Source organism: Klebsiella sp. P1CD1, assembly GCF_003790505.1.
Taxonomy (GTDB): domain Bacteria; phylum Pseudomonadota; class Gammaproteobacteria; order Enterobacterales; family Enterobacteriaceae; genus Klebsiella; species Klebsiella variicola.
Window position 1 is genome coordinate 1,054,343 of sequence record NZ_CP033631.1, and the last position, 19,565, is coordinate 1,073,907.

At 59.2% G+C, this 19,565-nt stretch carries 17 protein-coding genes; 12 read left to right on the top strand and 5 right to left on the bottom strand.

Going from position 1 to position 19,565, the window contains the following annotated elements; all coding sequences use genetic code 11:
- Positions 1 to 43: 43 nt before the first annotated feature.
- From DTA24_RS05320 to DTA24_RS05350, 6 genes are all read left to right on the top strand, one after another.
- Positions 44 to 1,450 (top strand): LLM class flavin-dependent oxidoreductase, encoded by a 1,407-nt coding sequence (locus tag DTA24_RS05320; protein WP_012540717.1) that lies wholly within the window; start codon positions 44 to 46, stop codon positions 1,448 to 1,450.
- Positions 1,447 to 2,469 carry a methionine ABC transporter ATP-binding protein gene (locus tag DTA24_RS05325; RefSeq protein ID WP_071583153.1) on the top strand — a complete coding sequence of 341 codons (1,023 nt, stop codon included), beginning with the start codon at positions 1,447 to 1,449 and terminating at the stop codon, positions 2,467 to 2,469. Before DTA24_RS05320 ends, DTA24_RS05325 begins: the two co-directional genes overlap by 4 nt.
- The gene (locus DTA24_RS05330; RefSeq protein ID WP_008806263.1) at positions 2,466 to 3,164 is read left to right on the top strand and encodes a methionine ABC transporter permease; all 699 of its coding nucleotides are present in this window, start codon (positions 2,466 to 2,468) and stop codon (positions 3,162 to 3,164) included. The genes DTA24_RS05325 and DTA24_RS05330 overlap by 4 nt, the downstream gene beginning before the upstream one ends.
- On the top strand, positions 3,161 to 4,039 hold the full coding sequence (locus DTA24_RS05335; RefSeq protein ID WP_008806262.1) for a MetQ/NlpA family ABC transporter substrate-binding protein: 879 nt from the start codon (positions 3,161 to 3,163) through the stop codon (positions 4,037 to 4,039). The genes DTA24_RS05330 and DTA24_RS05335 overlap by 4 nt, the downstream gene beginning before the upstream one ends.
- A 193-nt stretch (positions 4,040 to 4,232) precedes the next feature.
- Positions 4,233 to 5,654, top strand: a complete 1,422-nt coding sequence (locus DTA24_RS05345; RefSeq protein WP_004151071.1) for an MFS transporter — start codon at positions 4,233 to 4,235, stop codon at positions 5,652 to 5,654.
- A 10-nt stretch (positions 5,655 to 5,664) separates the two neighbouring features.
- Positions 5,665 to 6,888 (top strand): acyl-CoA dehydrogenase family protein, encoded by a 1,224-nt coding sequence (locus DTA24_RS05350; RefSeq protein WP_016161727.1) that lies wholly within the window; start codon positions 5,665 to 5,667, stop codon positions 6,886 to 6,888.
- A gap of 45 nt (positions 6,889 to 6,933) precedes the next feature.
- Here the strand turns inward: DTA24_RS05350 and DTA24_RS05355 are convergent, their stop codons facing one another.
- From DTA24_RS05355 to queF, 5 genes are all read right to left on the bottom strand, one after another.
- Positions 6,934 to 7,875: an aliphatic sulfonate ABC transporter substrate-binding protein gene (locus DTA24_RS05355; protein WP_002915261.1), complete on the bottom strand. Its 942-nt coding sequence runs from the start codon at positions 7,873 to 7,875 to the stop codon at positions 6,934 to 6,936.
- A gap of 138 nt (positions 7,876 to 8,013) precedes the next feature.
- A complete protein-coding gene (locus DTA24_RS05360; RefSeq protein ID WP_049140070.1) occupies positions 8,014 to 9,381 on the bottom strand; it encodes an L-serine ammonia-lyase in 1,368 nt (455 codons plus the stop codon).
- Between the two features lie 65 nt (positions 9,382 to 9,446).
- Complete coding sequence (locus DTA24_RS05365; RefSeq protein ID WP_084441580.1) at positions 9,447 to 10,736, bottom strand: HAAAP family serine/threonine permease; 1,290 nt, start codon at positions 10,734 to 10,736, stop codon at positions 9,447 to 9,449.
- 509 nt (positions 10,737 to 11,245) lie between these two features.
- Positions 11,246 to 12,613 (bottom strand): nucleotide 5'-monophosphate nucleosidase PpnN, encoded by a 1,368-nt coding sequence (gene ppnN, locus DTA24_RS05370; protein ID WP_008806258.1) that lies wholly within the window; start codon positions 12,611 to 12,613, stop codon positions 11,246 to 11,248.
- Between the two features lie 111 nt (positions 12,614 to 12,724).
- Positions 12,725 to 13,570, bottom strand: coding sequence for an NADPH-dependent 7-cyano-7-deazaguanine reductase QueF (gene queF / locus DTA24_RS05375; protein WP_032755398.1), 846 nt, complete (start codon positions 13,568 to 13,570; stop codon positions 12,725 to 12,727).
- Positions 13,571 to 13,638: 68 nt separating this feature from the next.
- Between queF and syd the strand changes: the two genes are divergently transcribed.
- From syd to DTA24_RS05405, 6 genes are all read left to right on the top strand, one after another.
- Complete coding sequence (syd, locus tag DTA24_RS05380; RefSeq protein ID WP_008806256.1) at positions 13,639 to 14,184, top strand: SecY-interacting protein; 546 nt, start codon at positions 13,639 to 13,641, stop codon at positions 14,182 to 14,184.
- A 632-nt stretch (positions 14,185 to 14,816) separates the two neighbouring features.
- Entirely contained in the window at positions 14,817 to 15,146 is a 330-nt protein-coding gene (locus tag DTA24_RS05385) for a YqcC family protein (RefSeq protein ID WP_008806255.1), read from the top strand.
- Positions 15,146 to 15,940: a tRNA pseudouridine(65) synthase TruC gene (truC, locus tag DTA24_RS05390; RefSeq protein WP_008806254.1), complete on the top strand. Its 795-nt coding sequence runs from the start codon at positions 15,146 to 15,148 to the stop codon at positions 15,938 to 15,940. Before DTA24_RS05385 ends, truC begins: the two co-directional genes overlap by 1 nt.
- Positions 15,941 to 15,944: 4 nt before the next feature.
- Complete coding sequence (locus DTA24_RS05395; protein WP_008806253.1) at positions 15,945 to 16,388, top strand: flavodoxin; 444 nt, start codon at positions 15,945 to 15,947, stop codon at positions 16,386 to 16,388.
- Between the two features lie 471 nt (positions 16,389 to 16,859).
- Positions 16,860 to 18,218, top strand: a complete 1,359-nt coding sequence (locus DTA24_RS05400; RefSeq protein WP_008806252.1) for an MFS transporter — start codon at positions 16,860 to 16,862, stop codon at positions 18,216 to 18,218.
- Positions 18,215 to 19,555, top strand: a complete 1,341-nt coding sequence (locus tag DTA24_RS05405) for an enolase C-terminal domain-like protein (protein ID WP_012540724.1) — start codon at positions 18,215 to 18,217, stop codon at positions 19,553 to 19,555. The genes DTA24_RS05400 and DTA24_RS05405 overlap by 4 nt, the downstream gene beginning before the upstream one ends.
- Positions 19,556 to 19,565: the final 10 nt, after the last annotated feature.

The following is a 19,565-nucleotide window of genomic DNA, read 5'->3' on the forward strand; positions in this document are numbered from 1 at the left end:
TGCCGCGTGCGCCCCGGCGACGGGCCGCGCTATGGAGATTGCTATGTCATCACAACGTGAAATTCGTCTTAACGCTTTCGATATGAACTGCGTCGGCCATCAGTCGCCGGGCCTGTGGGCGCATCCCCGGGATCGCTCCTGGCAGTATAAAGATCTGGAGTACTGGGTGGATCTGGCGCGGCTGCTGGAGCGCGGCAAGTTCGACGGGCTGTTTATCGCCGACGTGCTGGGGATCTATGACGTACTGAACGGCAGCGGCGACGCGGCGATCCGCCAGGCGACGCAGGTTCCGGTCAACGATCCGCTGGCACTGATCACCCCGATGGCGCTGGTGACGGAGCATCTGGGCTTCGGCCTGACCGCCTCGCTGTCGTTTGAGCATCCTTACCCCTTCGCTCGTCGTCTGTCGACGCTCGATCATCTGACCAAAGGGCGGGTGGGCTGGAATATCGTCACCTCCTATCTGGAGAGCGGGGCGCGCAATATCGGCCAGCAGACTCAGACCGATCATGACACCCGCTATGACTATGCCGATGAGTATTTGCAGGTGATCTACAAACTGCTGGAGGGAAGCTGGGAGGACGGGGCGGTGCTGCGCGACAGAGAGAGGAAGATCTTCAGCGATCCGCGGAAAATCCATCCCATTAACCATCAGGGACAGTTCTTTTCCGTGCCGGGGATCCACCTCTGCGAGCCATCCCCGCAGCGCACGCCGGTGCTGTATCAGGCGGGGGCGTCCAGCCGCGGCAAACAGTTCGCCGCCGGCCATGCCGAATGCGTCTTCGTCGCAGCGCCGTCGAAGGTGCTGCTGAAGAAGACGGTGGCGGATATTCGCCGCCGGGCAGTTGAGGCGGGGCGAGATCCGCACAGCATCCTGATCTTCAACCTGCAGACGGTGATTGTCGGCGACACCGACCGCGAGGCGCAGGCGAAGTGGCAGGAATATAAGCAGTACGTCAGCTATGAAGGCGCGCTGGCGCTGCTCTCCGGCTGGACGGGGATCGATTTCGGCCAGTATCAGCCGGATCAGGTGCTGAAGTATCTGCACACCAACGCCATTCAGTCGGCGGTGGAGGCCTTTTCGACCGCTGATCCGAACCGCCAGTGGACGGTGCAGGCCCTGGCCGATTGGGCGGGGATCGGCGGCTTCGGTCCGCTGGTGGTTGGCAGCGCGCAAACCGTGGCGGACGAACTGCAGTCCTGGGTCGAAGAGACGGACGTCGATGGCTTTAACCTCGCCTATGCCGTCACTCACGAAACCTTCCGCGACGTCGTCGAGCTGCTGGTGCCTGAGCTGCAAAAGCGCGGCGTCTTTAAGCAGGAGTACCGCGAGGGGACCCTGCGCGAAAAACTGTTCGGCGCCGGCCCGCGTCTGGCCGCGCCTCACCCGGGCGCCAGCTACCGCCGCGATGCGCGCACGGCGGCATCGGTAGAGGAGAAGGTGACATGATCGCTATCGATGACCTGCATAAAAGTTACCGCACGGCGGATGGCCGGCTCAGCGCGGTGCTGAAAGGGCTGACGCTGCAGGTGCCTGAGCGCTCCATCACCGCGGTGGTGGGGCCGAGCGGCGCCGGTAAATCAACCCTGGCGCGCTGCATCAGCCTGCTGGAGCAACCGGACAGCGGCAGCATTCGTATCAATGGCCAGGATCTGTCGGCGCTGTCCGGCGAGGCGCTGCGCCGGGAACGGCGGGCGATTGGCACCGTTTTCCAGTCTTCGGCGCTGTTGAGCCGCAGGACCGCCTGGGAGAATGTCGCCCTACCGCTGGCGTGGCTGGGTGTGGTGGAGCGCGATATCAAGGCGCGGGTTGGCGAGCTGCTGGAGAGCGTCGGCCTGAGCCACAAAGCGGATGCCTGGCCGGCCCAGCTCTCAGGCGGCCAGCGCCAGCGGATCGGCATTGCCCGCGCGCTGGCGCTGCGCCCGTCCGTTCTGCTGGCGGATGAAGCCACCTCCGGCCTCGATCCTCAGGCCACGGCCTCGGTGCTGGCTCTGCTCAAGCGGCTGCGTGACGAGTACCAGCTGGCGATCGTCCTGATCACCCATGAAATGGACGCGGTGCGCACGGCGGCGGATGCGGTGGCGGAGATCCGCGACGGGACGATCGTCCAGTACGGGCGGATCGAAGATCTGCTGGCGCGCCCCGATTCTCTGCTCGGCCAGCAGCTGTTGCCGCTGACGCCGGCGGCAGCGGCCCACAGCGATCTGCTGCTGCGTCTGAGCTACCGCTGGGATGTGCCGGTGGCCACCGACTGGATCAGCCGCCTGAGCCAGCAGTGGGCGCTGCAGATCGATCTCCTTGGCGGTCACGTCGAGGTGATTAATGGTCGGCTGGCCGGTCGCCTGCAGGCCGGAGTGCGCTTTCAGGGCGAACGCCTGTCGCCCGCGCGACTGCAGGGCCTGCTGGCGCAGCTCGGCATAACGGCGGAGATCCTCGACAGCGCGCCGTTGCTCAGGGAGGCGGTATGAAACCGACAGTCATCAGCCAGGATACCCCCTGGGGCGAAATCCCTTCGCTGCTGCTCCCCGCCTATGGCGAAACCTGGCTGATGGTGGCCATTGTGATGCTGTTTGTCGTCACGCTGGGGGGGCTGGTGGGGGTGGTGTTGTTTAACGCCTCGCCGCGGGGCTTATTTCCGCACGCGCTGCTGTACCGGCTGCTGAACTGGGTGGTCAATATGGGACGTTCGCTGCCGTTTCTGGTGCTGATGGCCGCTATTATCCCGTTCACTTACTGGCTGACCGGCACCACGATTGGCATCCCCGCCGCGGTAGTGCCGATGATCGCCGCCGGCGTCCCGTTCTTTGGCCGTCTGGTGGAGAACGCGCTGCGCGAGTTGCCGGCGGAGGTCACCGCAGTGGGGGTCGTCTGCGGCGGGTCGCGCTGGCAAATCATTGCCAGCGCGCAGCTCAGTGAAGCCTTGCCCGCGCTGGTGGCGGCGGTGACGCTGAACCTGGTCTCGATGATTGAGTATTCGGCTATCGCCGGGACCATCGGCGCCGGCGGCATCGGCTACCTGGCCGTGGTGTACGGCTATCAGCGCTTCGACAACCACATCATGATCGCGACGATCGTTGCCCTGATCGCCACGATCCAGTTGATTCAATTTTTGGGTGACCGTCTGGTCAACCGTTTACGCCACACGCAGGGGAACCTTGTATGACAACAGAGCAATTTGAGTTACGTAAAGCGCGGCGCTGGCCCTGGCTGGCGGCGCTGGCGGTGATTATCCTGCTCGCCATCGCCTTCTGGTGGTGGCGGGGACATACCCAAAGCCAGCAGGTGGTCTTCGGCAGCACGTTAAAAATTCACTACGAGCCGGCGATGGCTGGCGAGCAGCGGATCATTGAGTATATTAATCAGCATATTGCGCCCGATTACGGTCTGAAACTGGAGGCGGTGGGGGTGCAGGATCCGGTCCAGGCTGACCGCGCGGTAGCGGAAGGACAGTATGCCGGGACGATCTATCAGCATCAGTGGTGGCTTAAACAGGTGGTGGACGCTAACGGCTTTGCGCTGTCGACCACGGTGCCGGTGTTCCAGTGGGCGTTTGGCATCTATTCCGACCGCTACTCGTCGGTACAGGCGTTGCCCAACGGCGCGACCATTGTCGTGCCTGACGATGGCGCCAATCAGGGGCAGGCCCTGTGGCTGCTCCAGCGCATTGGGTTGATCTCGCTCGACCCGGCGGTGGAGCCGCGTACGGCGAAGCTGAAAAATATTGTCGGTAACCCGCATCAGTTTGTCTTTAAAGAGCTGGATCTGCTGACCATGCCGCGGGCGTTAAATTCGGTGGATGCCGCCATCGGCTATGTCTCGCAATTTGACGCCGGGAAAGTGCCGCGTGAGAAAGGCATATTATTCCCGCCGGCGCCGCGCACCTTTGCTTCGCAATTAGTGATTGGTACACCGTATTTATCGCAGGAAAATATCGTCAAATTAAAACAGGCTTTTTCTGACCCGCGGATCCAGACGTGGTTACAAACCACCGATGACCCGCTGGTAAAAGACGTATTAGTTCCAGTGTCCGCGGAATAAGCGTCCTGCACGACGTCTATTTTCGTTGTTATTTATTTCCCTTGAGGATGCGCGAAAGCGCGTCCTTTTTGTGCTGGTAATATTTATTAACTTATTGATTATATTGATTTTTATAGAATGATTTGTTGTTTTGATTCTCGTCGCGCGCGGTCTATAACCGCTGATGACCTGCACAAAATAATAAGGTGAAAAAATGAGTACATTACCAGTGGATAATCCCGGTATCGCTTCGGTACCGGTCAGTAGCGTCGGGGATGTGGCGCGGCTAATTAATTCCGGCAAGGAACAAGCGAAATATGCGCGGATGATTGTCTTCCTCGCGCTGGGGGGCGTTTTTCTCGACGCATATGACTTAACCACGCTCTCCTACGGTATTGATGACGTTGTACGTGAATTTCAGCTCTCACCGCTGCTGACTGGCCTGGTGACTTCGTCCATTATGGTCGGGACTATCGTCGGCAATATTATCGGCGGCTGGCTGACCGATAAATATGGTCGCTATTCGGTTTTTATGGCCGATATGTTCTTTTTCGTGATTTCGGCTATCGCCGCCGGGCTGGCGCCGAACGTCTGGGTGTTGATTGGCGCCCGCTTCCTGATGGGCATCGGCGTTGGCATCGACCTGCCGGTAGCGATGTCCTATCTGGCCGAGTTTTCCCGCTTTGCCGGCAAAGGCAACAAAGCGGCTCGCCTCGCGGCGTGGTGCCCGATGTGGTACGCCGCCTCAACCGTCTGCTTTCTCATTATCTTCGGCCTCTATTTCCTGCTGCCGCAGGAGCATCTTGACTGGCTGTGGCGCGCCTCCCTGCTGTTCGGCGCCGTGCCGGCACTGCTGATTATTGCCGTCCGCAGTCGATTTATGAATGAATCCCCGCTGTGGGCGGCGAACCAGGGCGATCTGACCTCTGCAGTGCGTATTTTACGCGACTCCTGGGGGATCCATGCCCATGAGGTCCCGGCGGCGAAGCCCGCGCCCGCGCCGAAAGTGAGCTTCCGCGTGCTGTTCGAAAAACCCTACCGTGAGCGGACTATCGTCGCCGGGGTGATGAATATCTGTATCTCCTTCGAGTACACGGCGATTGCCTTTTTCCTGCCGTCAATTCTTGCCCAGTTCCTCGGGGCTGGCGTCTTCGAAACTATTTCGGCATCGCTGGGGCTGAACGCCCTGTTTGCTTTTACCGGCGGGCTGCTCGGTATGCATCTGGCGTGGAAATATCCTTCGCGTCATGTGGCGATAGCCGGCTTCGCCCTGCAGTTTGTGGCGCTGATTGTGCTGGCGCTGGTGGGGCAACCGCACGCGACGGCAGGTATCGTGCTGGCTATCGCGATGCTGGGGCTGTGGCTGTTCGCCGAAGGGTTTGGCCCGGGGGCGCAGCTGATGATCTACCCGGCGCTCTCCTATCCTACTGCCATTCGCGCCACCGGGGTCGGTTTCAGCCGGGCACTCTCCGGGATCGGCAGCGCGCTGGCGTTGTTTATTCTGCCGCTGCTGCAGGCCTCCCTCGGCACGCAGATGTTCTGGGTGGTCTCGCTTGCCGCCATTATTCCCATTTTCTTCCTGCTGGCGGTCCGTCATGAACCGACGCGAGAAGATATCGACGCACTCCATGAATAAGGAACTGACAATGACCCTGCTCTCCACTGGCACCGATTATGACGCGCTGGCGGCCGCCTTCCGCCCGATATTCACCCGTATCGCCCAGGGCGCTGCGGAGCGCGAACAGCAGCGCATTCTGCCCGATGAGCCGATCCGCTGGCTGAAAGAAGCGGGCTTCGGCACGCTGCGTATCCCGCGCGAGAAGGGCGGCTGGGGCGCTTCGCTGCCGCAGCTCAGCGCGCTGCTGATCGAGCTGGCGCAAGCGGACTCTAACCTGCCGCAGGCCCTGCGCGCGCACTTTGCCTTTGTGGAAGATCAGCTGAATCAGCCGGATTCCGCCGGGCGCGACCGCTGGTTTCGTCGCTTCCTCGACGGTGAGCTGGTGGGCAGCGGCTGGACCGAGATCGGCGCGGTTAAGCTGGGAGAGGTGAACACCAGAGTGACGCCGACAGAGGGCGGCTGGCGACTCGACGGCGAGAAGTTTTACAGCACCGGCGCGCTGTACGCCGACTGGATCGATGTGTTTGCCCGGCGCAGTGATACCGCCGGCGATGTGATAGCCCTGGTCAGCACCCAGCAGACCGGCGTGGCGCGGGAAGATGACTGGGATGGCTTTGGCCAGCGGCTGACCGGCAGCGGGACCACCCGCTTTACCGGCGCTCGGGTGGAAACCGAACATGTCTATGATTTTGCCCAGCGCTTTCGCTATCAGACCGCCTTCTACCAGCATGTGCTGCTGGCGACCCTCGCGGGCATTGGCCTGGCGGTTGAGCGGGATGCCGCGCAGGGCGTCAAACATCGCTCCCGGATGTACAGCCACGGCAACGCCGCCGTGCCGCGCGATGACGCTCAGGTTCTGCAGGTCGTTGGGCAGATCAGCAGCTGGGCATGGGCGACCCGGGCCGCGGTCCTGCAGGCCGCGGAATCGCTGCAGCAGGCCTATGTGGCGCACGTCAGCGACGACGAAGCGCTGATCGCCCGGCGTAACCAGCTGGCGGAAGTGGAAGCGGCGCAGGCGCAGGTGATCGCCAGCGACTGGATCCCGCGGGCGGCGACGGAGCTGTTTAATGCCCTCGGGGCGTCGGATACGCGAACTCGCCTTGCGCTGGATCGCCACTGGCGCAATGCGCGGACGGTCGCCTCGCATAATCCGGTGATTTATAAGGCACGCAATATCGGTAACTGGCTGGTGAACGGTGAAGCGCCCACCTTTATCTGGCAGATAGGCAATGGTGAGAAAACGGCGGGGTAAGCCTGTCGGCGACGGGAGGCGCAGTGCTTCCCGTCGTCAGGAAAATCAAGGTTTATCCAGCGACCAGGTGGCGCTGCGCACGTCGACTTTCACCGGCAGCAGGCCGATGCGCGTAAAGGTATCCGCCAGCGCCTGCTGTTCGTTATACACCGCCGGGGTCATGCGTTCGGCACCGTAGGGCAGGCGGGCCAGGGTCTTCAGCCAGATGGCTTTATCCAGTCCGGTTGAGGTCGACAGCAGCCCGGCGGCCTCGTCCTGATGGCTGTTCGCCCACGCGCTGAGTTTACCCAGCTCATCCACTACCTGCTTTGCTGTCTCCGGGTAGGTATCTGCAAACTTGCGGCTGGCGAGATAGAAGGTGTAGTGCGGCACCAGCCCCTCGGCATTGCGGATCTGTCGGGCTTTCGCGTTGGTTTCCACTTCTGCGAGGAACGGATCCCAGATCACCCACGCATCAATCGCCCCGCGCTGGAAAGCGGCGCGGGCATCCGCCGGCGGCAGATAGACCGGGGTGATGTCTTTATAGCTGAGGCCCGCTTTTTCCAGTGCGGCAACCAGCAGGTAGTTGACGTCAGACCCCTTGTTCAACCCCACGCGCTTGCCCTTCAGGTCGGCCACGCTGTGGATTGCCGACTGTTCAGGCACCACAATCGCTTCCGTTTTCGGGTTAGCGGGGGAATGGGCAAGGTAGACCAGATCGGCTTGCGCCGCCTGGGCAAAGGCCGGAGGCGCATCGCCGGTCGCGGCCAGATCGATACTACCGACGTTCAGCCCCTCCAGCATTTGCGGTCCGGCGGGGAATTCGACCCAGCGTACGGCAATACCCTGTTTTTTCAGGCTCTCATCCAGCGTGCCGCGATACTTCAGCAGCGCGAAGATATTCGCCTTTTGATAGCCGATGTTGACGGTTTCCGGCGCTTTGGCCAGCGCGGAGGTAGAGAGGGCGGCGAGGACCAGCAGCCAGGCAGGGCGGAATCGGTTGGACATTGTCTGTTCTCCTTAGCGGTTTTGCGTAAGGTAACAAACAGCGCTTATAACCATTAAATAACTAAAATTTTATTGATATAACAAAAAGAGTTATTCAGGACGATGACCCGACACGCCGACGCGTGCCGGGTCTGAGGATTAATCGCAGGCGACGATCTTCATCGCCAGGCCACCGCGAGAGGTTTCCCGGTACTTAGCGTTCATGTCTTTACCGGTTTCGTACATGGTCTCGATCACTTTATCGAGGCAGACGCGCGGCTCGCTGGTCCGGCGCAGCGCCATTCGCGCGGCGTTGACCGCTTTCACGGCGGCGATAGCGTTGCGTTCGATGCACGGTACCTGCACCTGGCCGGCAACCGGGTCGCAGGTCAGGCCGAGGTTATGCTCCATGGCGATCTCTGCCGCGATGCACACCTGACCCGGGCTACCGCCCAGCAGTTCCGCCAGACCGGCCGCCGCCATCGAGCAGGCGACGCCCACTTCACCCTGACAGCCGACTTCGGCGCCGGAGATTGACGCGTTCATCTTATACAGCGAACCAATCGCGCTGGCGACCAGCATATAGCGGGCCAGAGAGTTGCTGTTCACCTTGCGGATAAACTTGTCATAGTAGGCCAGCACCGCCGGCACGATACCGCAGGCGCCGTTGGTTGGCGCGGTAACGACCCGGCCACCGGCGGCGTTCTCTTCGTTCACCGCCAGGGCGAACATATTGATCCAGTCGACCACCGCCATCGGATCGCTGTTGGTGGTGTCCTGACTCACCAGCATGCGGCGCAGCGCGGCGGCCCGGCGCGGCACGCGCAGTTTGCCCGGCAGAACGCCTTCGGTGGTGATGCCGCGTTCGATACCGGCGCTCATCACTTCCCATACCGCGGCAAAGTGTTGCTCCAGCGCTTCTTTGCTGTGCAGCGCCAGTTCGTTCTGCATCATCAGCCCAGAGAGCGACAGCCCGGTTTCACGGCAGTGACGCTGCAGGTCGGCGGCGTTTTTATAAGGGTAAGGAACCGCAACCGGCGCATCGGCGATCTGGCCGAAGTGCGCTTCGTCGACGATAAAGCCGCCGCCGATAGAGTAATACGTCTGGCTGTAGATCACCTTGTCACCGGCCAGGGCGGTAATGCGCATGCCGTTCTCATGCAGCGACAGGTTGTCGGCATGGAAATTCATGCACTGATCGACCGGGAAGCCCACTTCGTGCTGACCGTTGGCCAGCATCAGGCGGCCATGGGTGTTAACGTCCTGAATAAAGCCCGGAATGGCGTCGATGTCGACGGTGTCCGGCAGGTTGCCGGCGAGTCCCATGATAATCGCGATGTCGGTATGGTGGCCTTTACCGGTCAGGGAGAGGGAGCCATAGACGTCGACGACGACTTTGCTGACGTCGGCCAGCAGGCCGCGTGCGATCAGATCGTCAGTGAATTGTTTGCCCGCTTTCATCGGTCCAACGGTATGGGAGCTGGAAGGGCCAATGCCGATTTTAAAGATATCGAATACGCTGATCATATGTATTCCCGTGCTGTCGGAAAGCGCGCCGCCGTTAAGCGGCGCGGGGGGAGGTATTGACTGAATTAGCTGAACAGCGAGTAGAAGATCGCGGAGATGGCAATCAGACCCATAATCACCACGAAGACGTTGCTGATATGGCCGCTGTATTTACGCATCGCCGGCACTTTCTGAATCGCGTACATCGGCATCAGGAACAGGATCATCGCGATAATCGGGCCGCCAAGGGTCTCGATCATCCCGAGGATGCTCGGGTTCAGCGTCGCCACAATCCAGGTGGTCACCAGCATGAACAGCGCGGTCAGCTTGTTCAGTTTGTTGACTTCGATAGATTTGCCTTTACTGCGCAGGGATTTAATCACCATGCCGTTAAAGCCTTCGCGGGCGCCCAGATAGTGGCCGAGGAAGGATTTGGTGATGGCGATCATCGCGATGATCGGTGCCATCCAGGCGATAACCGGCGCGTTAAAGTGGTTTGCCAGGTAAGACAGAATCGAGATGTTCTGCTCTTTCGCCGCCGCCAGGTCCGCCGGAGAGAGGCTCAGGACGCAGCTGAATACGAAGAACATCACGGTCAGCACCATCATAATGTGAGCGCGGGCCAGGATGCTGGAGCATTTCTTCTCGGCGCCTGCGCCGTACTCTTCACGCTTGGCCACCGCGAAGGAGGAGATGATCGGCGAGTGGTTGAAGGAGAAGACCATCACCGGGATCGCCAGCCACAGGGTCATCAGCAGGCCATTGCCGGTTGCGGAGGCGCTGTTCAGGGAGAGCGTCTCCAGCGCCGCGCCGTTCCACTGCGGGATCAGGTACAGCGCCAGAATCATCAGGGCGATAACGAACGGGAACACCAGGATGCTCATCGCTTTCACAATCATCTGCTCACCGAAACGCACGATGGTCATCATGCCGACGATCAGGATCAGCGACAGAATGGCGCGCGGCGGCGGCGTCATGTGCAGTTGGTGCGCCATGAAGGTTTCGACGGTGTTAGTGATCGCCACGCTGTACACCAGCAGGATCGGGTAGATAGCGAAGAAGTAGAGCAGGGTAATCAGCTTCCCTGCGCCTACGCCAAAGTGTTCTTCCACCACTTCGGTGATGTCTTCGCCCGGATTTTTCCCGGAGAGGACGAAGCGAGTCATACCGCGGTGAGCGAAGAAGGTCATCGGGAAGGCCAGAATCGCCATGATAATCAGGGGGATCATGCCGCCGACGCCGGCGTTGATCGGCAGGAACAAGACGCCCGCGCCGATCGCTGTACCGTACAGGCCCAGCATCCACATGGTGTCGGTTTTACGCCATCCGCTGCGGGTTTCGCCCGAAACGATGGTGCTGGTTTGAGTGGTTTCCATCTGTATCTCCTGGAGGAATCAACAAAATCTAATGAACAAATACAATTGCGTAACATGAAATTCGTTTAATTACGGTTTTTTTAGAAATTTTCTCCGTAATAATTGGGCCGGAAAGATACATTTATATGGTTTATGCATCAGTGATCGCGATCTCAAATGCAATAATCCACTTTCAATGTGCGTATTTTTAGTCCAACAGCCTGTTTCTGGTGATCAGCCAGCGATTTGTGGCGCGCAGGCTACCATTTGCAGCATATGAGATAAAAGCGGAGCGGCGTAATAACGAGGGATTTACTGTAAAAAAGAGATGTAGTCGACGTTTTTGCGCTTAAAACCATTTTTTGCAGTGATAATTGTCGCAGTTTTTACCAACGCAAACGATTGGCTATGTAGAAATGATTCAGGTGACTGAATAATAACAGAAAGGTTTTTAGCGTGTTCTGGAAGTCAGAGGAAGAGAGCCCGCCGGGGGCAGGCTGTAGAAGATACCCCGGCGGGAGAGTGAGAAATCAGGCGATGATTTCGTAGCAAGGAATATAGGCGGTGCCGCCCGGCAGTTTCATACGATGCTGGGCGACGAAGCCCTGCAGCAGATCGTCCATGCGGCGCATCATCTCCGGATCGCCATGCAGCTTGTAAGGACCGTACTGCTCAATGGCCTGGATGCCCACCTCTTTGACGTTACCCGCGACAATCCCGGAGAAGGCGCGACGCAGGTCGGCGGCCAGCACTTCCACCGGTTGGTCCGGGGAGAGCTTGAGATTGGCCATGTTTTCATGGGTCGGATCAAACGGCATCTGCAGGTCCGGCGAGATGCGTATCGACCAGTTGAAGCTGTAGGCATCATCGGTCTCGCGACGGCTCTCTTTCACCAGCGGCATCGCTTTTTTCATCTGCCGCGCCACTTCCGCCGGATCGTCGATGATGATCCGATAGTGACGACGGGCGGACTCGCCCAGAGTATGGGTGATAAACTCGTCCAGCACGCGGAAGTAGTCGGCGCTCTCTTTCGGTCCGGTGAGGATCAGCGGCAGCACCTGCGCTTTGTTCTCCGGATGCATCAGAATACCCAGCAGATAGAGCAGCTCTTCGGCAGTGCCGACGCCGCCCGGGAAGATAATGATCCCGTGGGCGATGCGCACGAAGGCTTCCAGACGCTTTTCGATATCCGGCATGATGATCAGTTCGTTGACCAGCGGGTTCGGCGGTTCTGCGGCAATGATGGACGGTTCGGTCATGCCGATAAAGCGGCTGTCTTTGTAGCGCTGCTGCGCGTGGCCGACGGCGGCGCCTTTCATCGGGGCCTCCATTGCGCCAGGCCCGCAGCCGGTGCAGATGTTCAGTTCGCGCAGTCCCAACTGCGTACCGACGCGGCGGGCGTAGAGATATTCGTTTTCATTAATGGAGTGACCGCCCCAGCAGACGATCATGTTCGGTGCTTCGCCGACGTGCAGCGCGCGGGCGTTGCGCAGGATCGAAAACACCAGGTTGGTGATATGGACCGAACTTTCCAGATCGAGATTCGGGAAGCGAACGGTATTGTGGATCTGGCCGTAAACGAACAGGATATCGCGCAGCACGGCGAACAGGTTGGCCTGCAGGGAACGGATAATACGCCCGTCAACGAAAGCCTCTTCCGGCGGGTTGATCAGTTCCAGCTTCACGCCACGTTCGCGACGCAGCACGTTAATATCGAAGTTTTCAAAACGGGAGAGCAGCTCCTTGCTGTTATCGGTCAGGCTCCCCGAGTTGAGCACAGCAAGCGAGCAGTTGCGAAAGAGTTGATACAGGTCACTGCTGGCGGTGCGCTTAAGCATATCCACTTCCAGCTGCGACAGCATATCCATTGAACCAAGCGGGCTAACATGTGTAATCAAGTGAACTCCTTACAGGACGCTTATGGTCTTCCTGTGATTACAATAGCCCTGCGAGCGGCGTTTCCACAACCTTGCGCGCGCCTAAACGCACGCATATTGTGAAATTATTTATTATTGTCGGGCGAGGCGGCCAGTGGCGGGGGAAAAGTCGCCGTTGCTGCGCCAGGGGTTGATATCCAGACCGCCGCGTCGCGTATAGCGGGCGTAAACGGAAAGCGATTCCGGCTGGCAGAAACGGAGAATATCGTTAAAGATGCGCTCGACGCACTGCTCATGGAATTCGTTATGATGGCGGAATGAGACCAGATAGCGCAGGAGCTGCTCGCGGTCGATTTTCGCCCCCCGATACTGGATCTGTACCGAGCCCCAGTCCGGCTGGTGGGTGATCAGGCAGTTGGATTTCAGCAGATGGCTGACCAGCGTCTCTTCCACGATTTTGCCGCTGGCGGCGCCCTGCAGATAGTTGGTGCTGAACTGATAGTTATCGATCTCGATATCCTGATCGTCGATGCAGGCACCGTGCAGGTGGGCAATCGGCTGGCCTTCCAGTTCATCCAGCCGATACAGCGCCACCTTGACCTCTCCCTGCGCGCAGGCGCTCAGATCGCGGGTCAGCGTCTCTGCAACGTCCTGCCAGCTGGCGAAACGCGTCTGGTTAAAGCTGTTGAGATAGAGCTTAAAGCTTTTTGACTCCACCAGATTGACGCTGGTGTCGGGGAGTTCGACGTGGCCGACGGCCACCTGCGGCAGGCCTTTGCCGTTCAGCCAGGAGAGTTCGTACAGCGTCCAGATATCGGCGCCGTGGAACGGCAGGTTATCGGCATGCAGGCCCAGCGGATCGCGGTTAAGGCTGCGCGGGACGCCCTGCAGCAGCGAGGCGTCATAAGTATCGCGGTAATCGGTTGATTTACCGAGCGTCAGGCCGGCCAGCGCCTGATGATTATCGTAAGAAGACATGTTTCACCATAGTAAAGCGGGTACACTATCTCTCCAGTGTATCCTGTCTAACGTGAAGAGAGAAACCGGTGGACCATCAGACCGCAGAAGCGCTGCGCGCTTTTACCCAACGTTACTGCGCCGCCTGGCAGCAACAGCGCAACAGCCTGCCGCGCAGTGAAGAGCTTTACGGCGTTCCGTCGCCTTGCGTCGTTGATACCCAGGGCGAGGCCGTATTCTGGCAGCCGCAGCCGTTTTCGCTGGCGCAAAATATCAGCGCGGTTGAACGCGCCCTGGATATTGTGGTACAACAGCCGCTTCATTCTTATTATACCACTCAGTTTGCCGGCGACATGACCGGCCGGTTTGCCGACGAAACGCTGACGCTGCTGCAGACCTGGAGTGAAGAGGATTTCCAGCGGGTGCAGGAAAACTTAATCGGGCACCTGGTGGTACAGAAGCGCTTGAAGCTGGCGCCGACGCTGTTTATCGCCACCCTCGAGAGTGAACGGGATGTGATTTCCGTCTGTAATCTCAGCGGCGAGGTGATCAAAGAGACCCTCGGCACCGCCAAACGCATCACGCTTTCCCCCTCGCTTGCGAGTTTCCTCAGCCACCTTGAGCCGGTTCTGTAATCCAGTCTACCTGGTCGTTTGTGAGAGATCTCTTACAAAACCTGTAAGAGATCGTCATCATTTAAGGCAAATTTAATCCCTTCTTTTTTTTATAAGTCATTGGTATCAAATCAGATCTTAATTTTTTCGTCCTTTTGAGTGGGGACTAATCTTAAGAGATTGTCTCAAGAAGGGTTGTAAGACGAGGCAGAATCAGTGATCCTATGTCTGTCGACAGGAAGTCGCGAAATGAAGCGAACATCAGGATGATGGCGCTTCTGCAGGACCCGCCAGGATGGCGTTGCAAGGACAGGCTTCAGGATGAAGCAAGGATAACGCAGGAACGCGTAATGGACACCTCCAGGATGGAGAACGAGAGCCGCTCAGGATGAACGGTGGATCAGGAAGATCGGGACAAACTTAAGGATAAGTCATTTCGCATCGGGGTGGTGTGAAAGCAGGATGCGCGAGTTTATGGATGAACATTGGTCAGGAGACCTCAGGAAAAGTTTTCAAGGACGAGCAGGGAGCACCAATGTAGCGGGAATGCTGCAAAACGAACCGGGAGCACTGTTTATACAGTGCTCCCTTTTTTTATTTCTTCTGCGGATTTGCTATCCTGCGCCCGGTTTTTAACTCATCGAGGTTTCCCCATGACTCTTCACGATAGCGTGCGCGATCGCCTGCGCGCCATTGAAGCCCTGCTGCGCGAAACAGAGCACTGGCAGGCGACGGCGCCGGACAGCAGCGCCTTCGCCAGCGATAAGCCGTTTTGCCTGGATACCCTGGAGCCGCTGGAGTGGCTGCAGTGGGTCCTGATCCCGCGTATGCACCAGCTGCTGGAGAGCGGTCAGCCGCTGCCGCAAAATTTTGCCGTTGCGCCTTATTACGAGATGGCTCTGGATCAGGCCCACCCGGTCCGCGAATCCATGCTGGCGGAACTTCTGCTGTTAGACGCGCTGTTTGCCGGTGAGCAGGCCTGATGCTGGAGATTATCTACCAGGACGACTGGCTGGTGGCGGTCAATAAACCCTCGGGCTGGCTGGTGCATCGCAGCTGGCTCGATCGCGACGAGAAAGTGGTGGTGATGCAGACCGTGCGCGACCAGATTGGCCAGCACGTTTTTACCGCTCATCGTCTCGACCGGCCCACCTCCGGCGTCCTGCTGATGGGGCTGTCGAGCGAGGCGGGCCGCCTGCTGGCGCAGCAATTTGAACAGCATCAGATCCAGAAGCGCTACCATGCGATCGTCCGCGGCTGGCTGATGGACGAAGCGCTGCTGGATTACCCGCTGGTGGAAGAGCTGGATAAAATCGCCGATAAATTTGCTCGTGAGGACAAAGATCCGCAGCCGGCGGTGACCCACTACCGCGGCCTGGCGACGGTGGAGATGCCGGTGGCAACCGGGCGTTATCCCACCACTCGCTACGGGCTGGTGGAACTGGAGCCGAAAACCGGCCGCAAGCACCAGCTGCGCCGCCATCTTGCTCATCTGCGTCATCCGATCCTTGGCGACAGCAAGCACGGCGATCTGCGGCAAAACCGCAGCGCCGCAGAACATTTCGGCTGTCACCGCCTGATGCTGCACGCCAGCGAGCTGTCGTTAACCCATCCGTTTACCGGCGAGCCGCTGACCCTGCGCGCTGGTTTTGACGAGGTCTGGATGCGCGCCCTGTCGCAGTTTGGCTGGCGCGGGCTTCTCCCGCTAAATGAAAGGGTTGAGTTTGCCGACGACTGCGGTCAGGATGAAGGGAATAAGGTCAATCCAGGGAGATAATAGCATGGCGGAAGTCGGAATTTTTGTCGGCACCATGTACGGCAACTCGCTGCTGGTCGCGGAAGAAGCGGAAGCGATCCTCAGCGGACTGGGACACAAGGCAACCGTGTACGAGGATCCGCAGGTCAACGACTGGGAATCCTATACGGGTAAATATGTGCTGGTGGTCACCTCCACCACCGGGCAGGGCGATCTGCCGGACAGCATTGTTCCGCTGTATGAGGGGATGAAAGATATGTATCAGCCCCATCTGCGCTACGGCATTATCGCGCTCGGCGACAGCACCTATGCTAACTTTTGCGGCGGCGGGCTGAAGTTCGACCAGCTACTGCAGGAGCAGGGCGCGAAGCGCATCGGCGAGATGCTGAAGATTGACGCTAGCGAAGACCCGGAGCCGGAGAGCGTCTCCAATCCGTGGGTTGAGCAGTGGGCCACCCTGCTCGAATAAAAGCGCTGCCCTCTCCCTACGCAGAGGGCGCTCTTTCAATACGTCGCGGCCAGATACGCGGACGTCAAAATGGTAGCGCGTTCCTGGCGCCACGCCTTTAGGCAAACGCCACAATATCCTTAGCAATATCATGGCTTAAGCCAGCCAGTTTCACCGGGTCAAGTGAGGTATTTCACACTCCGGCCCTTTTTGCTGTGCTTTGCGGCTCCAGCGGCGCTGGTTTTTCATTTCCGTGAACTTCCCCCCATTCTTTCAGGCATTCGCCACAAACCACCTGCAATAGCGGCGTAAAAGCTGTGTAGATGCACGGTGAGCCGCGGTGTGCCTCTTCATATACTGCTCCAGCCAGTGATAAATGCAGTGCCAGATATAACGACAACTATCAAAACACGACCACGTCATTCTGATTACCCTACAGGTTGTGCTGTTCAGAATGAACGTAGCTAAACGCTATGATTCAGGAGTACAACAATGAGTTCATTAAGTCAGGCGGCGACGGCGGCTGAAAAGCGCACCAACGCCCGCTACTGGATAGTGGTGATGCTGTTTATCGTCACTTCTTTTAACTATGGTGACCGGGCGACGCTGTCGATCGCCGGTTCGGAAATGGCCAAAGATATCGGCCTCGATCCTGTTGGCATGGGGTATGTGTTCTCCGCGTTCTCATGGGCGTATGTCATCGGCCAGATCCCGGGCGGCTGGCTGCTTGACCGCTTCGGTTCGAAGCGCGTCTATTTCTGGTCGATCTTCATCTGGTCGATGTTTACCCTGCTGCAGGGCTTCGTCGATATCTTCAGCGGCTTTGGCATTATCATCGCGCTGTTCACTCTGCGTTTCCTCGTCGGCCTTGCCGAGTCGCCGTCATTCCCGGGCAACAGCCGTATCGTCGCCGCCTGGTTCCCGGCGCAGGAGAGGGGGACGGCGGTATCGATTTTTAACTCCGCCCAGTACTTTGCCACCGTTATCTTCGCGCCGATCATGGGCTGGCTGACGCATGAGGTGGGTTGGTCGCACGTATTCTTCTTTATGGGCGGCCTGGGGATTGTGATCAGCTTTGTGTGGTTGAAAGTGATCCACGATCCGAACAACCATCCGGGCGTGAACCAGAAAGAGCTGGACTATATCGCCGAAGGCGGGGCGCTGATCAACATGGATCAGAAGAGTAGCGCGCAGAAAGTGCCGTTTAGCGTCAAAATGGGACAGATCAGACAGCTGATCGGATCGCGGATGATGATCGGCATCTATATCGGTCAGTATTGCATCAACGCCTTAACCTACTTCTTTATCACCTGGTTCCCGGTTTATCTGGTGCAGGCGCGCGGCATGTCGATCCTCAAAGCCGGCTTTGTCGCCTCCGTTCCGGCGGTGTGCGGCTTTGTCGGCGGGGTGCTGGGCGGGGTGATTTCCGACTGGTTAATGCGCCGCACCGGCTCGCTGAACATCGCGCGCAAAACGCCGATCGTGCTGGGGATGCTGCTCTCCATGACCATGCTGATGTGTAACTATGTCAACGTGGAGTGGATGGTGATCGGCTTTATGGCAATGGCCTTCTTCGGCAAAGGGATCGGGGCGCTCGGCTGGGCGGTGATGGCGGACACCGCGCCGAAAGAAATTAGCGGTCTCTCCGGCGGCCTGTTCAACATGTTCGGCAATATCTCCGGTATCGTCACTCCCATCGCCATCGGCTATATCGTTGGCACCACCGGCTCGTTCAACGGCGCGCTGATCTACGTCGGCATCCATGCCCTGGTGGCGGTGCTGAGCTACCTGGTGCTGGTGGGCGATATCAAACGCATCGAACTGAAACCTGTGGTGGGGCGCTCATCATGACTACCCAATCCAGCCCGATTATCACAGAGATGAAGGTCATTCCGGTGGCCGGGCACGACAGCATGCTGCTGAACATCGGCGGGGCGCACAACGCCTGGTTTACCCGCAATATCGTGGTATTGACCGATAATGCCGGCCACACCGGCGTTGGCGAAGCGCCCGGCGGGGAGGTTATCTACCAGACGCTGCTGGCGGCGATCCCGCAGGTGGTGGGCCAGGAGGTCGCCCGACTCAATCGCGTAGTGCAGCAGGTGCACAAAGGCAATCAGGCGGCGGATTTCGATACCTTCGGCAAAGGGGCATGGACCTTCGAACTGAAGGTTAACGCGGTGGCGGCGCTGGAAGCGGCGCTGCTCGACCTGCTCGGCCAGGTGCTGAAGGTGCCGGTCTGCGAGCTGCTGGGGCCGGGTAAGCAGCGTGATGCCGTCACCGTGCTGGGCTACCTGTTCTATATTGGCGATCGGCAGAAAACCGACCTTGGCTATCTGGACCATACGCCGGGCGATCATGAATGGTACCGCCTGCGCCATCAGCAGGCGTTGAGCAGCGAGGCGGTAGTGCGTCTGGCGGAAGCCGCCCAGGATCGCTACGGTTTCAAAGACTTTAAGCTGAAGGGCGGCGTGCTGCCCGGCGAGCAGGAGATCGACACCGCGCGGGCGCTGAAAAAGCGTTTTCCGGAGGCGCGCATCACCGTCGACCCGAACGGCGCCTGGCTGCTGGATGAGGCCATCGCGCTGTGCAAAGGGCTGCAGGATGTCCTGACTTATGCCGAAGATCCGTGCGGTGCCGAGCAAGGTTTCTCCGGCCGGGAGGTGATGGCCGAGTTCCGTCGTGCCACCGGGCTGCCGGTCGCCACCAATATGATCGCCACCAACTGGCGTGAAATGGGCCATGCGGTGATGCTCAATGCCGTCGACATCCCGCTGGCGGATCCGCATTTCTGGACGCTCTCCGGCGCGGTACGGGTGGCGCAACTGTGTGACGACTGGGGGCTCACCTGGGGCTGCCATTCCAACAACCACTTTGATATTTCCCTGGCGATGTTTACCCACGTGGGCGCCGCCGCGCCGGGCAACCCCACCGCCATTGACACCCACTGGATCTGGCAGGAGGGCGACGCGCGCCTGACCAAATATCCGCTGCAGATTATTCACGGCAAGATTGCCGTGCCAGACGCGCCGGGACTCGGCGTGGAACTTGACTGGGAGCAGGTGCGCAAAGCCCATGAGGCCTATAAAGCGCTGCCGGGCGGCGCGCGCAACGACGCAGGCCCGATGCAGTACCTGATCCCCGGCTGGACATTCGACCGCAAACGTCCCGTTTTCGGCCGCCACTAATTAAAAAGGA

Bases quoted from the DNA above. Each gene is read 5' to 3' on its own strand.
- DTA24_RS05365 (WP_084441580.1), bottom strand. From the start codon at position 10,736: ATGGAAACCACTCAAACCAGCACCATCGTTTCGGGCGAAACCCGCAGC.
- DTA24_RS05350 (WP_016161727.1), top strand. From the start codon at position 5,665: ATGACCCTGCTCTCCACTGGCACCGATTATGACGCGCTGGCGGCCGCC.
- queF (WP_032755398.1), bottom strand. From the start codon at position 13,570: ATGTCTTCTTACGATAATCATCAGGCGCTGGCCGGCCTGACGCTCGGT.
- DTA24_RS05330 (WP_008806263.1), top strand. From the start codon at position 2,466: ATGAAACCGACAGTCATCAGCCAGGATACCCCCTGGGGCGAAATCCCT.
- DTA24_RS05355 (WP_002915261.1), bottom strand. From the start codon at position 7,875: ATGTCCAACCGATTCCGCCCTGCCTGGCTGCTGGTCCTCGCCGCCCTC.
- DTA24_RS05400 (WP_008806252.1), top strand. From the start codon at position 16,860: ATGAGTTCATTAAGTCAGGCGGCGACGGCGGCTGAAAAGCGCACCAAC.
- truC (WP_008806254.1), top strand. From the start codon at position 15,146: ATGCTGGAGATTATCTACCAGGACGACTGGCTGGTGGCGGTCAATAAA.
- DTA24_RS05325 (WP_071583153.1), top strand. From the start codon at position 1,447: ATGATCGCTATCGATGACCTGCATAAAAGTTACCGCACGGCGGATGGC.
- DTA24_RS05335 (WP_008806262.1), top strand. From the start codon at position 3,161: ATGACAACAGAGCAATTTGAGTTACGTAAAGCGCGGCGCTGGCCCTGG.
- DTA24_RS05320 (WP_012540717.1), top strand. From the start codon at position 44: ATGTCATCACAACGTGAAATTCGTCTTAACGCTTTCGATATGAACTGC.
- DTA24_RS05405 (WP_012540724.1), top strand. From the start codon at position 18,215: ATGACTACCCAATCCAGCCCGATTATCACAGAGATGAAGGTCATTCCG.
- DTA24_RS05360 (WP_049140070.1), bottom strand. From the start codon at position 9,381: ATGATCAGCGTATTCGATATCTTTAAAATCGGCATTGGCCCTTCCAGC.
- DTA24_RS05395 (WP_008806253.1), top strand. From the start codon at position 15,945: ATGGCGGAAGTCGGAATTTTTGTCGGCACCATGTACGGCAACTCGCTG.
- DTA24_RS05385 (WP_008806255.1), top strand. From the start codon at position 14,817: ATGACTCTTCACGATAGCGTGCGCGATCGCCTGCGCGCCATTGAAGCC.
- DTA24_RS05345 (WP_004151071.1), top strand. From the start codon at position 4,233: ATGAGTACATTACCAGTGGATAATCCCGGTATCGCTTCGGTACCGGTC.